At 58.1% G+C, this 14,434-nt stretch carries 11 protein-coding genes and 2 pseudogenes; 1 reads left to right on the top strand and 12 read right to left on the bottom strand.

Annotation, left to right across the window (positions count from 1 at the left end; all coding sequences use genetic code 11):
- Position 1: 1 nt before the first annotated feature.
- The 12 genes and pseudogenes from ccoN to OZ411_RS38780 all read right to left on the bottom strand — a co-directional run bounded on the left by ccoN (position 2) and on the right by OZ411_RS38780 (position 13,773).
- Entirely contained in the window at positions 2-1,660 is a 1,659-nt protein-coding gene (ccoN, locus tag OZ411_RS38835) for a cytochrome-c oxidase, cbb3-type subunit I (RefSeq protein ID WP_282532175.1), read from the bottom strand.
- Between the two features lie 165 nt (positions 1,661-1,825).
- Positions 1,826-2,203: a cytochrome c family protein gene (locus tag OZ411_RS38830; protein WP_282532174.1), complete on the bottom strand. Its 378-nt coding sequence runs from the start codon at positions 2,201-2,203 to the stop codon at positions 1,826-1,828.
- A 542-nt stretch (positions 2,204-2,745) separates the two neighbouring features.
- Positions 2,746-3,180: pseudogene (locus OZ411_RS38825) on the bottom strand (hypothetical protein); the annotation flags it as partial.
- Positions 3,181-4,588: 1,408 nt separating this feature from the next.
- Positions 4,589-5,044 carry a LysR substrate-binding domain-containing protein gene (locus OZ411_RS38820; RefSeq protein ID WP_282532185.1) on the bottom strand — a complete coding sequence of 152 codons (456 nt, stop codon included), beginning with the start codon at positions 5,042-5,044 and terminating at the stop codon, positions 4,589-4,591.
- 159 nt (positions 5,045-5,203) lie between these two features.
- Positions 5,204-5,284: pseudogene (locus OZ411_RS38815) on the bottom strand (LysR family transcriptional regulator); the annotation flags it as partial.
- A gap of 402 nt (positions 5,285-5,686) precedes the next feature.
- Positions 5,687-6,010 (bottom strand): hypothetical protein, encoded by a 324-nt coding sequence (locus OZ411_RS38810; RefSeq protein WP_282532173.1) that lies wholly within the window; start codon positions 6,008-6,010, stop codon positions 5,687-5,689.
- A gap of 1,164 nt (positions 6,011-7,174) precedes the next feature.
- Positions 7,175-7,996, bottom strand: a complete 822-nt coding sequence (locus OZ411_RS38805; protein WP_282532172.1) for an alpha/beta hydrolase — start codon at positions 7,994-7,996, stop codon at positions 7,175-7,177.
- A gap of 197 nt (positions 7,997-8,193) precedes the next feature.
- The gene (locus OZ411_RS38800; RefSeq protein WP_282532171.1) at positions 8,194-8,463 is read right to left on the bottom strand and encodes a hypothetical protein; all 270 of its coding nucleotides are present in this window, start codon (positions 8,461-8,463) and stop codon (positions 8,194-8,196) included.
- A gap of 598 nt (positions 8,464-9,061) precedes the next feature.
- Positions 9,062-10,291, bottom strand: a complete 1,230-nt coding sequence (locus OZ411_RS38795) for a cupin domain-containing protein (protein WP_282532170.1) — start codon at positions 10,289-10,291, stop codon at positions 9,062-9,064.
- A gap of 254 nt (positions 10,292-10,545) precedes the next feature.
- Positions 10,546-10,680 (bottom strand): hypothetical protein, encoded by a 135-nt coding sequence (locus OZ411_RS38790; RefSeq protein WP_282532169.1) that lies wholly within the window; start codon positions 10,678-10,680, stop codon positions 10,546-10,548.
- A 796-nt stretch (positions 10,681-11,476) separates the two neighbouring features.
- The gene (locus tag OZ411_RS38785; protein WP_282532168.1) at positions 11,477-12,541 is read right to left on the bottom strand and encodes an IS110 family transposase; all 1,065 of its coding nucleotides are present in this window, start codon (positions 12,539-12,541) and stop codon (positions 11,477-11,479) included.
- A gap of 1,043 nt (positions 12,542-13,584) precedes the next feature.
- The gene (locus OZ411_RS38780) at positions 13,585-13,773 is read right to left on the bottom strand and encodes a hypothetical protein (protein ID WP_282532167.1); all 189 of its coding nucleotides are present in this window, start codon (positions 13,771-13,773) and stop codon (positions 13,585-13,587) included.
- 352 nt (positions 13,774-14,125) lie between these two features.
- On the opposite strand from OZ411_RS38780, the gene OZ411_RS38775 reads away from it, so the two are divergent.
- Positions 14,126-14,320: a hypothetical protein gene (locus OZ411_RS38775; protein ID WP_282532166.1), complete on the top strand. Its 195-nt coding sequence runs from the start codon at positions 14,126-14,128 to the stop codon at positions 14,318-14,320.
- Positions 14,321-14,434 lie beyond the last annotated feature (114 nt).

Here is a 14,434-nt window from a genome sequence, read left to right as displayed (position 1 = left end):
CTTACTCTCCCGGTTGAAGGACAGTCGTGCCGCCGAGCACCGGCGATGGCATGTCAGTTGCAGATTCATGCACATCGCGAATGCCGGTTCTGATCGTCATCCAGATGTTGTAGGCGCCAACGATCGCGCCGATCAGGAACAGCAGGCCGCCGATGGCGCGCGCGATGTAGTAGGGATGCATCGCAATCAGCGAGTCGACGAAAGAATAAGCGAGGGTGCCGCTCTCATTGTAGGTCCGCCACATCAGCCCCTGGATGATGCCGGAATTCCACATGGCGAAGACGTAAACGACGGCGCCGGCCAGGGCGAGCCAGAAATGCACCTCGACGAGCCGCGGCGAATACATGCGGTCGCGTTTCCAGAGCCACGGCACGATGGCATAGATCGATCCGAACGTGATCATGGCTACCCATCCGAGCGCGCCGGCATGGACGTGGCCGACGGTCCAGTCGGTGTAGTGGGAGAGCGAGTTGACGGGTCGGATGGCGAGGAATGATCCTTCGAAGGTGGTGATACCGTAGAACACCGCCGCCACCATCATGAAGCGCAGCGTCGCATCGTCCCGCACCTTGTCCCATGCGCCGTTCAGCGTCAGCAACGCGTTAGCGGCGGACGCCCACGACGGAATCAGCAGCATTAGCGAGAACGTCATGCCCAGCGTCTGCACCCATTGCGGCAACGCCGTGTAGTGCAGGTGATGCGAGCCCGCCCACATGTAAAAGAAGGTGATGCCCCAGAAGCTGATGATCGACATCCGGTAGGAATAAATCGGCCGTCCGGCGCGCACCGGCACGAAGTAGTACATCATGCCGAGGAAGCCGGCGGTGAGGAAGAAGGCGACGGCGTTGTGACCGTACCACCATTCGGTCATGGCATCCTGCACGCCGGAGAACAGCGAGTAGCTCTTGGCGCTGCCGAACGAGACGGGGACGGCGAGGTTGTTGACGATGTGCAGGATCGCGATCACCAGGATGAAGGCCATGTAGTACCAGTTGGCCACATAGATGTGCGGTTCCTTGCGTCGCGCGAGCGTGCGCAGATAGATGGCGAAGTATACGACCCACACTACCAGCAGCCAGATATCCGCGTACCATTCTGGCTCCGCGTATTCCTTGGACTGGGTGATACCAATCATGTAGCCGGTAACGGCGAGCACGCAGAACAGATTGTAGCCGAGCAGAACGAACCACGGGCTGAGCTGATCGGGCAGGCGCGCGCGCGAGGTGCGCTGTAGTACGTAGTAGGATGTGGCGATCAGTGCGTTGCCGCCGAAGCCGAAGAGCACGCTGGTGGTGTGAACGGGACGCAGCCGCCCGAAGCTGGCCCAGCCGGCATCAAAAGTGAAGTCGGGCTTCACCAAGAGCCACGCGACCCAGTCACCTATGAAGAGGCCGAACACGGCCCATATCATCGCGAGAATGATGCCGAATCTCGTCGGATCGTCGTAATAGCGATTGAGGCGTTCGTCGCCGGGTTCAGGATCGTAGTAAACTGAAATGACTTTGAATATCCCGGCAAGCGCTGCGACCCCTATGAGCGCGCCATGAATGCCGAGCGGATCGTCCTTGCCTGCTATGCCAAATATCAATCCACACAGCGCGAGCCCGAGCAGGATCAATAGCGCGTACTGACGTTCAGCCTTGGTCAGTTGCCCGATCATTGTCTTGCTGCCTTCAAAAACCGGAATTGCGATTTGGTCTGCATTGAAAACTCAAAGGTCAGGTCAAATCGTCTGGTGGATCCGGGCGCCTGCGTCGGCCGCAGCTGCGTAGCGACGTAACGACCGAATGGATGACGTCTTGCTGGCGCCTCGCCCAACGAGTCGCTACTTCAATGTAGCAAGATAGGCAACGAGGTCCGTCCGGTCCGTCGGGTTGTTCACCCCCGCGTAGGTCATCCTGTTTCCGGGAACCACCTTCTGTGGCGATTCCAGATACGCATCGACGGTCTTCGCATCCCAGACAATGCCGTACTTCTTCATCGCGTCACTGTAGCGGAAGCCGGGAGCCGTGCCCGCCTTCCTGCCGATGATTCCTCCTAGGCCCGGCCCGACGCGATTGGCATGATCCGTCGCATGGCATGCTGCGCAAGCTTTGAAGACGGTTTTTCCGTGCTCGGCGTCTTGCGCGTAGTCGGGATTCACGGTTGCGCCCGTAGATACGAGCACCGCGATAAACACTCCAGTCTTTCTCGCGCCTTTCATTGGAACATCCTTTTTTAGATCGGGATCAGAGGTGGCGCGGCCGCGCAACGTAATTGTTGAAGTCGTCGCCGAGTCGACGCGTGCATGCCCCTAAGGGCCTCTCGCGTTGTAGCGCATTGACGGGATGGATCGATGCACCGACAACAAAGAGTTTCTCTACATTCCTCTCTCGAAATCGGTGAAGGAGAGCACAGGCGGACTGCGATTTCGACCGACAATCGGTTCCGGTGGACGCGAATAGTGGCTCGGTGCCGTCTTGCTGCGTGACATGGCACCGTTCTCTCGTTAGCTGCGACACTGCCTCGAGATTTTTGTTGTATGTCTTCATCCTTCGACGTCCTTGCAAACAAGCAAAAAATAGGACGGCGAAACTCGACGGTCCAATGACCTCTGGCTATGGAATTGATGCCATCGAGGCGCAGAAAAATAGACGGTGCAGTACGAACATATACTTCTCACTGAACGGGCTTAGAGGTCTCTGCAGAACAAAAACGTGGTTTCGAGGTGCCATGCGGCTGGTGGCATTCCTCGCTACGGCATCACCCGCCGAACTTCTCCGCCCATAAATGACTATTTGTCGCAGCCTCAATCAACTGGCCAGTCATCCGAACTCGATCAGCACTTTCCGTACCCTGCCCTCCAATACATAGCGGACGCCCAATTCTCGTCCGACCTGCTTCACATCAACAGCCCGACCCTTATAGGTGGGTCGCCACTCATGTTCTGAAGGGAAGCACGGCGACCGATGGCTTGTCAGATAGCGACAGAGGTGATCGCACCGAGATTGCGGCGCCTCCCAGGAACCGCACCCGATAAACAAGCACCGGTCTCGCAATGTTTTTGAGCGACTGCACACCGATGTCTTCGAAGCTGACGTCGATCTTCCCGTAAGCGTCCTCGTACACACGACCGGAGATGCAGATGCCTCCCGGCTCGGCAAGGCCCTCCAGTCGAGCCGCGACGTTCACGCCATCGCCGAGGAGAGCGCGTTTCTTCTTCCAGCCGCCACGCAGCTGTCGCTTCGAAATCAGAGCCTGCGGTCTCCCGTCAGGATCGTGCATGGAAAGGGTGACCGGCTCATCGAGTCCGACCAATCGCGCCGCCTGCACGAGGCGTTGCCCAATTCCGTGCTAAATCTGGTCGAGGATGCCGGTGACATGGTGACCTACGCAGATACGCCTGGGATCGCGGATGCCGTGGCGGCGCTGGCGCACACCGGCGAGTCCAGAACTTGGAGGCGAGGCCTCGGCGCAGATAATTCGGGGACGCCGATGGTAAGTGTCAACCCGTTCGGCTGTCATCGGAGCATTGCATCTATACGCGCCAATATCAGACAGCAAAAACGGTCGGTCTGGCTAATGCAAAAGCCCAGCCGTTTTCGGGCTAGGGCGCCTGCCAGAGCCGGAACGAGCGGATGGCGGATAGCAGAGGCTTTAAAACTGGTGGGTCTCATCTTCGCAAGCGTTACGATGGCGGTGATGCTGGCTACGACCGTGGTGGTGAAGAGCTATGCCGACGACGTCTATGCGCTGGAGAGCGCTCCGACCGACAGCCGTTAGCTGGCCCCTTCCCCACCCAAAATCCTAAGAATTTGGCCGAGCCGATAGGAAGCCCGTACAGCGGCGTTTGCCTTGCCCGGTTGGTGCACATGCCCGGCCGCCGTCATCTCGTTGCGCCACTTCACGAGCGCTGGCGGCGTGCCGGGGCCAACTCGTCGAGCATCGGTGTTGGGGCGGTTCTTGCGGGCGCCACATACGCTCCATCGTGCGGCCATGCTTTCGTCCAGGAGTGACAAAATATTAGGCGCCGATAACCCAACCCACCTTGGCAGCCGGGGACAGACGCAGCCGGGGGACAAAGCAGTGGATCGCGCTGATTGGATGAGCGTGCGGGCAACAAAGTCCGAGGGAGCGAGCACGTCTTTTGTGCGAGATGTGCCGCCGAGCTTCGTCTCTTCATCGATATACTCGATTCCCGCAACGGTAGGACGGTTCGCCAGTATCGATGCCTGTGCGGAGCATTTGTTTTGGGACGACTGAGGTCGGCTCGGTTGGTTTCCGCACCGACCGCTTAAGGTATTCTTAACAACGTTTCAGGTCTTGCGCTGCGCATCACACCTGCGCCGTGGAAATCCCGCTGCACTTTTTGGAAGCAACGCGATGGGTGTGGATTGGACCGGCCCCTCAAATCCAACTGAAGGATTCCGTAAAGGCTCGCTAGCGCGCCTCAGCATCTCGCGTAGCCACTCTTGTGGTGCATCGCCCGCGTTGCGCCTATGCCATACCGCACTGGCATTCACCGGGATTGTTTTGTATGGCAGCTCGTGGATTGACAGTGGATGCATGTGAGCCAGCGACTTGGCGAATGGTCGTGGTACGATCGCTGTCAGTTGCGTGTCCTCAAGCAGAGCGGGGATCGCAAGAAAGTGCGCCAGTGAAACCGCGATGCGAGGGCCTTGTCCGGATCCGCATATGCCTGTTCCAGGGCATTCCGATCATACACTTTCGATCGTCGAACCAGTCCACACTCGAGTTCGCCATGCAACTCGACGACTGCGATTGACAGGCCAGAGAGCTTTTCAAGCGACAGGCTGCCAAGGTCCCGCGAAGAGCTGGCGATCAGCACATCGTCATATCTAAAAAGCGAGTTGGACATGAAGTGCTCGGGCACCTCGGAGAAGGCGCCGATCGCGACGTCGACCTGTCCAAGGTCTATCTGCTTTGCTAGATCATTACAACTGTTCGATCGGACTTCCAGATCGATCAACGGCGCCTCGCGCCTCAGCAAGCGAAAGAGACCAGGTAACATGAGCGCGGTTACGAAATCGCTCACCGCAATCATAAACCGTCTCGTCGAATCGCCTGGCTCGAATCTAGGCAGCTCGATCGCCTCCTTCAACGACTTGCACGCCCTGCGTATTCGTGGAGCCATCGCAAGTGCACGAACTGTCGGCTGCATTCCGGTCGGTGTAAGAATAAATAGCTCGTCGTCCAGGATATGTCTGAGTCGGGAGAGAGCGTGACTAACGGTAGATGGGCTGAATAACCTTTGGCCAGATCGCGACACGCTTCGCTCCTCCATAAGCGCGTCGAAGACACGGACAAGGTTCAGATCAAGCTTGTTGAAGGATATCGCCATAGGCACACCGCAGAACTGATTGCTTCACTTCACAGCCGAATTCACCGCGCGGCCCATCCATGCACTCCACACCTTGACCTTGCCGCTTGAGGGCCTTTTCGCAGCATCGACCTGAAACACTGAATACGTTTCCAGACTGATCCATCCCTAGCCAGCTCCACTGAGATACGGACCGATCGGTCCTACATCAACACGCGCCCCCTTTTTCAACGAAATCGCCGACGAGCACACACGTCGGATTTTAATCCAAGAGCCACGTGCGCATGACCGAGGAACGCTAAAATCTCTCAAGTACACGTTAGCTAGCGGCGGCTCGAGGAAGCCGCATGCCGCCAAGCTTTGGCGTCACCACCAGCTGTAGTCACCCCAGCCGTAAGAGAAGTCGGGATAGTAGTAGGTCGGATACCTCCAATAGGGATTATTGGAATAGCCCCAGTACGAATTATAGGTGGGATAGCCGTAGTACGAATTGTAGGTGGGATACCCCCGGTACGAAGGGTAGGGATAACCCCGCCGCACCCGATAGCGCACGTCCGTCGTCACGCCTGGTACTGCAGCTTTGATCGACGTGGCATTGATCGGCGCAGCAGACGATTGGGCCGTGGCAGCCACCGCGATAGGAACAGCAATTGCGAGCGCAATCGCGAGGCTGCGGATTTGAATCTTCATGGTAACTCCTGTTGGGCAACAATGACTATCCACCACCGGACGAGAATAACCTCGCAACGCTGGCGAGGGAAATTACCTCTCGCCATCGAGTCGATAGACGATCGTTATTACCCCCGCAGGAGCGCGATCGATCCTTCGACCACAATGTCCTGGTTGGTGAAGGGGACCCAAAGCGATCGCGTCGTAGCTAGCCAGCGCAGCTGCGGCCTGCCGGCGGCGGCGCGTCGAGTGACAAACTCCGCGATGACCTGCTGGATTCCCTGGGACGGCAGGCCTAGATCGCGGCTTGATCAGCGGGTCAGATCGCGCAACTCCCGTTTGGTGACTCTGTCGGCGCTGGGCGGACTTCCGGCTGATCTCGGATGTGGGAAGGTCTACCCACTATCGACTTCGTCGTAACCGTGATCCTATCCGGCGCATTTGTCCTAGCTTGGTTAGCATCAGGGCTCGTGCATGCATACAACGGATTTACTTCGACCTTTATGCGGCAGAAAGAAACACAGAACGTGCGCATAGTGAAATGTGCCGAAAGCACAAAGCCTGCTTAGACAGCATAGCATCCACACCATCTGCGGGTGTGTCCGGCTCTTCCCGCCAGTAGGGGCGGCATGCGCCGCATCATCCTTAATGGGGAAAGTGTAGCGGGGTCTGCAAAACTCGAACGTAGATCCGATGCCCATGATCACATGAATATCGATATAGTCCATTTGCCCGCGCCGCTGCTAACAGTCGGACCTGCTCTCGCAAACCGCCATTATTTTCTACACTAGACCCCACAGATCGGCGGCAGGAAAGACCATACTCCGTAAGCCTGATATGCAACCTATATTCGATCACGAACAACCAAGACGCCATCATCAACCTGTTTCGCGTCATCAACCGCTCCGTATGTGACGCCCTTCTGAGACATGCCGACCGCTATGATGAATGTCCGCATTCGAGGACTGAGCGGAAAACATGGACTCACTCTGAGTTCTTCTCAGTTTGACCCAAAGCGGTCATTGGTGGCGCCCGATGAAGGTGGATCTGGTCAGCACCAGTGTTTGGTCGCTGAGACCGATGAAAACAGGCCGTTCAGCTAGGAAGCCGCATCCGACAAGTTTGCGGCTCTTCGCAGCCCCATAGCACGCGGACACGGTGTCGCGCGGCCGTTGAGGCGAACGCCTATTCCTTAATAAAAACGAGAAGGTCGGCATTGAACTCGTCCCTATTTGTGGAAGGCAGGCCATGACTGCCGCCTGCATAGACTTTGAGTCCAGCATTCTTGACGAGCTTTGACGCCAGGCGGGCGCTCACCTCGATTGGCACGGTCTGGTCATCGTCGCCGTGAATGAATAGCGTCGGCACGTCGAACTTCTTCAGATCCTCCGTCAGATCTGTCTCGGAAAAGGCTTCGACACAGTCATAGACGGCCTTCAGCCCGTTCTGCATGGCCTGCAGCCTGAACTCGTCCAGCATCCCTCGGGAAATCTTGGATCCGTCCCGGTTGGCACCGAGGAAGCGAACGGCGAGATCCTTGAAGTAATCCGCCCGATCAGCGCTAAGGCCGTCCCGGATGCTGTCGAAGACCGAGAGCGGCAAGCCACCTGGATTGGTTCCGGTCTTGAGCATCAGGGGTGGGGTTGCACCTACCAACAGCACCTTAGCCACGCGCTCAGTACCATATCGACCGATATAGCGCGTCACCTCACCTCCGCCCATTGAATGGCCGACCAAGATAACGTTCTTGAGGTCAAGTGCCTCGATCACAGCTGCGAGATCATCGGCAAAGGTATCCATATCATTGCCATGCCAGGTCTGGCTTGACCGGCCATGGCCACGCCGGTCATGGGCGACGGCGCGATAACCCCGCGAGGCGATGAAGAACAACTGGTTGTCCCAGGAATCGGCATTAAGCGGCCAAGCATGGCTGAATACCACCGGCTGTCCGCTTCCCCAATCCTTGTAAAAAATTCGTGCGTCATCCCTCGTGACCACTGGGTTCATGGTGACTCCTGCTGCCGGTTAATCTTCTGCCTGGCGCGCAAGCAAAGCCTTACGGACGTAAGAGCTCAAACAGGCACGACTGTCGCTGTTTCCCCTCGATCATTCCTGCTGTTGACGCCTGCCGCTCTGGCTTTATCCGACGTTTCCAAAAGGTTCTTCACCTAATAGCGGGTCATCTCGCACGCAACAGCGCGCCCTCAACGTTTGGACGCGGGATGCCGATTTCGGACTTTTTCACTGTGTGCCAGGAGCTGATCGTACAATCGGTCGATCTCGCGCGCCTGATCGGGCGTGATATCCTCCCGATGCAAGCCTCTCAGTTCATGCTCGGTTGGCTGGTAGTCGTGCCCATCGCGAATCGGCCATGATCCCTTGCGGAGTGACGAGGCGTCCTCTGCAGATCCAATGTTTGCCAGCAATAACGACGCCAGAGCCAATGCGACCCCATAGACAAACTTGCTTGACATGGTCCGCTCTCAAACAGCTATCGAGACTTAGACATAAAACCCGCCTCATCAGGGAAAGGAAATCAATACCGAACGTCAATCAACTTGCTCGGCAGTTTGACATCCGAAAGATCTGATCAAGACGCTAGTTCGTCGTATTCAGTAGCATGCGACGACTTCAACGCCTTGGCTTTCGAAAAACAACGATCTTTGTTCTCTAAGCACGTCAAACAAGAACGCGGTGAACCCGCTCAATCGAAGTTCACTCGAGTATCTAGCGCGACCGAAGGCGTGCCAAGGCGGCGCGACACGTTCACCTTCGGCACAATCAAGGCCCGTATGGGCGCGCAACCCATTTCTGGCTAGGCCCCAAGTTGCCAGTCTGCGAAACGGGATAAGGCGCGCCAGTTAGGCACTTCCGATTGTGGCCCATCAGCGAAGGGTGGCACCTGTAGTTGAGGTCCGCTTAGCAGGGCATTAGCGGACCAGATTTTCTCGCGCTGAGTTTTTCGCATTTTGACCCGTTAGCGACATAACGGATGCGGGCGATCAGCATAGTTGCGACGCCGCGGGGTCCCGCCCTCGCAATTGCGACAGGCGGCGCGCCGCATCGCGGTGCTCAGGCCGGCACGATCGGATGCTTCTTCTTGTGCAAATTCTCCATCACGGTTTGGTCGAGCGGGAAATGCGCCTGGAGTAACTGCGGCGGCGTTAGCGCCATCCACTGGTCGAGCGAGAGGTCCGCGAAGTAGCTGCTTCTGAACATCTCCAGGAAGCGCAACGGCGTGTTCCCGGTGTTCTCGATGTAATGGCCCATCGCGAACGGTACATAGCCGACATCACCGGCCCGATAGTCGAATGTGCGAGCCGTTCCTTGAGCTCCGAACACACCCATGCGCCCTTGCCCTTCGATGTAATATTGCCATTCATCTACATTGGGATGCCAATGCAGTTCGCGCGCCCCGCCCGGCTCGACTTCGACCAGGGCGACGGCCACCGTTTTCGATGCTTTGAATACGCTCGAATCGGCGATGCGTACGGTTCCGCCTTTGGTGCGGATCGGCTCTTGCGCCATGAGTCGATGCTTAAAGGTTTGCGGCACGGGCTCGGCGCCCATGAGCTTGTCAGGACCGAGCGGCCCGGGCACCTCAGATTTGAAGATGTAGCGCTGGCTCGGATCGGGCAGATGCGCAAAGTTATCGCTGGAGACGCCGAAGTTCTTGCCCAGCATTTCTTGGGGGATGTGCTTGAACCAATCGGTGATGAGGAACGTATCATCTTCGTCGAAGGATCCATCGTCGAAGACCAGCAGAAATTGGCAGCCGTCGGGACCTAATCCCTGGATCGAATGCGGTATGCCCCCCGGGAAATACCACAGGTCGCCGATGCCCACGTCGTCGACGAAATTATTGCCATCCTGGTCAATCGCGGTGATGCGGGCGGTGCCGTAAAGCATGTAGGCCCATTCGGCCTGCTTGTGCCAATGCAGTTCGCGGATACTGCCGGCATTCAACCGCATCTCGACGCCTGCCAGAGTCGTGGAGATGCCGAGCTCGCGCTGAGTGACCTGCCGCGTCCAGCCGCCGTCGGTCTGGCGTGTATGCGCATCCGCAAAAGAAAAACGCAGGTTCGGCAGCGTGCCCTGGTCCGTCGACGGCGGATTGAGCGTGTCGGGATTTTCTCGGTCGCGCGTGAGATCGCGTGGGCCTGGGTTGCTACCGCCAAGACCTGGAGCGCGATTGGGTTGCGGCACCTGTGGGGTCGTCTGCCCCATGGCCGCGGAAGTTGCGGCCAGAAGTCCGCCAGCAGCACCGATGGCAACAATATCGCGACGTGAAACTGGGTTCATGATGTTACCTCGTCTTCAGGGCCTTCTCATTGCATGTAATCACACGGAGAAGGCAGTGTTGCTGGTAAGCTCATTGCGCAAAGGACGCCGACGAACACGGAACGTCCTTCTCCGCCACCCTTGATTCTGATGTGCTTATCACGGCTGGCTGGGCACACTTTCCGATTGGCACGAACTATCCACCACCCGACGAGAATGACCTTGCAACGCCGGCGAGGGAAATCACCTCTCGCCATAGAGTCGATAGACGATCGTTATTGCCGCTCGCCGCGCCGCGTGATGCCGTAGCGAGGAATGCCACCAGCCGCATCTGCAGAAACTTCTAAACCCGTTGCCGCCCTTGGACCAATCGACGTTGAGCGCGCCAACGCGCCGCCGTCCTTGACCATGACACCACTCCTACGGTGGATTTGTCGTGCGCCACGTCGCCGACCGGATGCCGACCGAGGTAAGAGAGGGGAAGACATCGCCATTTTGCAGATGGGGCAAGATGCCTACGGAAAAATTTCGGAAATCCGGAATTGCGTTACGTGGGTAACGACCAAGCTGTTCTTGCACACTTAGGTCTGGTGGTGGCACGAAGCCAAGTCCCGCGACCCGCCATTCGATCCGAGCTGACCCGGACGCGTTATGTCGCCTCTTGGCCCTAATGCGAAGTCCGCGCTGCTTCTGAAATGGTCTGCTTATCGCGGTAGGCCGGAAGTGACGGGTCGACCCTCCAAGCGGCGCATTTGACCCGAATGTATGGTCCGGCCGCGCGTTGCAAGAGGTTTTCGTCGAGCTGTCGGTTTGCGGTCTTGCATCAATGTATCCGGCCTCTGGTTGGAGCTTTTGCTCCGGGCCACGATGGATATCAGCGCGCATGCGTTCTCATTAGCGGACAGACCTCAAGTGGGGGGCCATTCGGGTCACCAGTGTTCGCATGCGCCGGGAAGACCGATCCTCCATCTCTACTTATCCTCTCGCAGACCCCAGCTGGAAACTGTTGATAGAGTTACGTCATCGCTTGCTCCTCATCTCGCTCAGTTCCCTTGTTCGAGCCAAGGGCCGTTCCTTCGTCCCGGCCCGCAGAACCTCGATCGCGTCGCGCGCAGGGGCGGTCAAGGCCGGCCGTCGCGCTTGGCTTGCGGCTGGCTCCGGCGTTGCCAGGCTGCGCCTTGACGGCGCCGAGACATGGCGTGAGGATCAAGCGGGTCGGACGCCTGCATCGTCGGTCCTCGTCAACTCGAAGGCGGGTCCTTTGGCCAGCACCGCCCAGGCGATGCGGGCAAGCTTGTTGGCGAGCGCGATCGCCAGCACGTTGTGGTGCAACCGCCTCTTGGCCGCTTCGATCCAGGATTTGAGCCCGTAACGTTCCCAGTTCTTTATCTTGACCAGCACAACCCATGCCGCCTGCACGAACAGAACGCGCAGGTAGCGATTGCCGCGCCTCGAGATTTTGCCGAGGATGGTGCGGTCTCCCGTCGAGATCTGCTTGGGCACCAGTCCGAGCCAGGCGCCGAAGTCGCGGCCTTTGGAGAATACGTCTCCAGTGCCGATCGCGGCCACCATGGCGCTCGAAATGATCGGCCCGATGCCAGGCACCGTCATCAGGCGCGAACATGCCTGATCTTGACGGGCCAGTGCTTCGATCTCGCCGGATAGGCCATCGATGAGCTGATCCAGCCGGCGCCAGTCGCCTGCCAACTCCTCGATGACACGCAACATGCGTGGCGACAGGGCATCGGTGCGCGTCGCAAGGATGGTGGGCAGTTCCGTGCGCAGGAAGCCGATACCCTGGCGCACGGCGATCCCGCGTTCCAGCATGAAGGCGCGAATCTGGTTGATGATGCCGGTGCGTTGCGACACCAGCCGCTCGCGCACCCGATGCAGCGCCTGCAGATCCAGTTGCTCCGCGGTCTTGGTCGCCACGAACTTCATCGTCGGGCGCTGCGCGGCTTCGGCAATCGCTTCGGCATCATTGAAGTCGTTCTTCTGCCCCTTGCTATAGGGGCGGACATATTTGGCCGGCATCAACCTGGCATCGTGACCCAGCGATGCGAGTTTGCGGCTCAGGTGATGTGCGCCGACGCAGGCTTCCATGCCGATCAGGCAAGGCGGTATATTGGCGAGCCGCGCTTCCACTTGGCCACACGACCACTTTTGCCGCAGCACAATGGCGCCGCGCGCATCGTGGCCCACGACGTGGAACGAGTTCTTGCCGATATCGATGCCAATCACGGCGATCGCGGTATTGGCTATCTGAGACATGGCGTGCTCCTTGTCTTTGGCGCCCCTTGCCAGCTTCGCCTGCTGGCGGGGCAGGAGCACGGCCGGACCATCCCATTAGCGGACCCGTGTTGGCGTAGCGGCCATTCAGAAATCGGGTGGATCGATCCGTGCGAAACCCTATCGTGACTTAACACACGTAGGAGCACGACATGCAAAAGTTTCATTCTATCGCCGCTCTTTGTTGAGACGGCAGCCGGCCAGAACTGCGAGCGCTGTTCGAGCGGCTGGGGATTGATCCTCACTCTGGGCTGCGTGTTCGTCACGACGGCATGGTCCAACCCAGCCCGGACCCCGTTACTGAGGCACCAGATGTCGTTGAGGTAAAGCCTAAAAGAGTTGCCTGATTTGTCTCCGACCCTCACCGAGGTGGCGCGGGTCAGCATCTGGCCCATCAGCGGTTGCAGGATGTCTGCTATTCCGCCGCTGTCAGGAGATAACCAGATATCCCGCGAATAGGTAAAAATGACGCGAGTGACCGTTGCGGAAGTGGTCGGCTTTAGGGGCGCGCTTCCTGAATCTTCGTATCATTCCCCGGCCGCTTTGGATGGCCGGCGCATTACCTACGTTCAATTGAGCGGCTGGTCACTATCGCGTACGCATTGATGGCGAGTGGGTTGATGTTCCGAACGACGCTGTCGTGGATGGACCGAACCGCGCTGGCCGTACGATGGTCTGGCCTTACTATCTGAACGGCGCTTTCGTTGGCGTCAGATGCTTCATGCCGGGGAGCATGGGCTGATCGCGAGCGCAGGGCGATCAGCAGTTCCCACTGGGGTAACATTGCACGGTTCGGCAGCTAGTTGCTCTCAGGTAGGCCAACCCGAACGAGGCGATATGGTCGGCGATATGGTCATAGTGATATTCGTACTGGCGATGTGCATTACCGCGGCGTGCGTAGTCCTGGCGTTTTTGCTGTAACGAAAAACAGCCGCGACTAACGCGCGGGCCGCTGGGGCCGGTTACTTTCGCTTTCCGAGCGCCTTGAAAATATCGACGAAGCCGAGCGCCTCTTTGCGAAGCTGCTAGAAAAACGATTTGACCGTCAGCCCTGCTGCGCGGGCATCCTGTATGAATGTATGCGCTTCCTCATTGGACATTGTAAGGTCAGCGCCGCCGAGAAATTCCTCTCCTTTGGGTGTGTTCGCACAGAGCATCGTCTCGTGTCTGCCTACATCAACCGTATAATCAATGTCGCTTGGTGCTTCGGGCATGGCATCCTCCTCGATCCCGAAGCGAGCATATTGTGTCCATTTCAACCGGTCCTACAAGGCGGCACTTGCGAGATAACGCTGCGGCGCGGTCGATCGTGGTTGGGGGTGAGGAAGCGTGCTCAGTATCTGTGGGCAGACCTGCCGTATTGGTCCACACATGGCCCATCGGCGAAGTGTTGGCGCGCATCGTCGAAGTCCGCTTACTGGTACGTGGCGGACGAGATTGCCTCACGTTGAGTTCTTCGCAGTTTGACCCAAAGCCGATTCGTGCTGGCGTAGCGAGCTATTCAGAAATCGGGTGGATCGATCTGTGTGAAATCCTATCGTGACTTAACACACGTAGGAGCACGACATGCACAAGTTTCATTCTATCGCCGCTCTTTGTGGAGACGGCAACCGGCCAGAACTGCGAGCGCTGTTCGAGCGGCTGGGGATTGATCCTCACTCTGGGCTGCGTATTCGTCACGACGGCGTGATCCAAGCCGGCCCAGACCCCGTTTCTGAGGCACCAGATGTCATTGAGGTAAAGCCTAAAAGAGTTGCCTGATTTGTCTCTGACCCTCGCTGAAGTGGCGCGGGTCAGCTTCTGGCCCTGGCTGTGTAAAAACGCTGCGCCACTGTTATGGTTCTCTCGTGATTCTGCGGGGGAATTGATGAGGCG

Source organism: Bradyrhizobium sp. Arg237L (genome assembly GCF_029990105.1).
Taxonomy (GTDB): domain Bacteria; phylum Pseudomonadota; class Alphaproteobacteria; order Rhizobiales; family Xanthobacteraceae; genus Bradyrhizobium.
The sequence above is the reverse complement of the archived record's forward strand: the minus strand, read 5'-3'. Positions and strand labels throughout refer to the sequence as shown.

What these genes read in the sequence shown, in the direction of transcription:
- OZ411_RS38790 (WP_282532169.1), bottom strand. Translation starts at nt 10,680, where the DNA reads ATGGTCAAGGACGGCGGCGCGTTGGCGCGCTCAACGTCGATTGGTCCA.
- OZ411_RS38830 (WP_282532174.1), bottom strand. Translation starts at nt 2,203, where the DNA reads ATGAAAGGCGCGAGAAAGACTGGAGTGTTTATCGCGGTGCTCGTATCT.
- OZ411_RS38805 (WP_282532172.1), bottom strand. Translation starts at nt 7,996, where the DNA reads ATGAACCCAGTGGTCACGAGGGATGACGCACGAATTTTTTACAAGGAT.
- OZ411_RS38795 (WP_282532170.1), bottom strand. Translation starts at nt 10,291, where the DNA reads ATGAACCCAGTTTCACGTCGCGATATTGTTGCCATCGGTGCTGCTGGC.
- OZ411_RS38820 (WP_282532185.1), bottom strand. Translation starts at nt 5,044, where the DNA reads ATGATTGCGGTGAGCGATTTCGTAACCGCGCTCATGTTACCTGGTCTC.
- OZ411_RS38775 (WP_282532166.1), top strand. Translation starts at nt 14,126, where the DNA reads ATGCACAAGTTTCATTCTATCGCCGCTCTTTGTGGAGACGGCAACCGG.
- ccoN (WP_282532175.1), bottom strand. Translation starts at nt 1,660, where the DNA reads ATGATCGGGCAACTGACCAAGGCTGAACGTCAGTACGCGCTATTGATC.
- OZ411_RS38780 (WP_282532167.1), bottom strand. Translation starts at nt 13,773, where the DNA reads ATGCCCGAAGCACCAAGCGACATTGATTATACGGTTGATGTAGGCAGA.
- OZ411_RS38810 (WP_282532173.1), bottom strand. Translation starts at nt 6,010, where the DNA reads ATGAAGATTCAAATCCGCAGCCTCGCGATTGCGCTCGCAATTGCTGTT.
- OZ411_RS38800 (WP_282532171.1), bottom strand. Translation starts at nt 8,463, where the DNA reads ATGTCAAGCAAGTTTGTCTATGGGGTCGCATTGGCTCTGGCGTCGTTA.
- OZ411_RS38785 (WP_282532168.1), bottom strand. Translation starts at nt 12,541, where the DNA reads ATGTCTCAGATAGCCAATACCGCGATCGCCGTGATTGGCATCGATATC.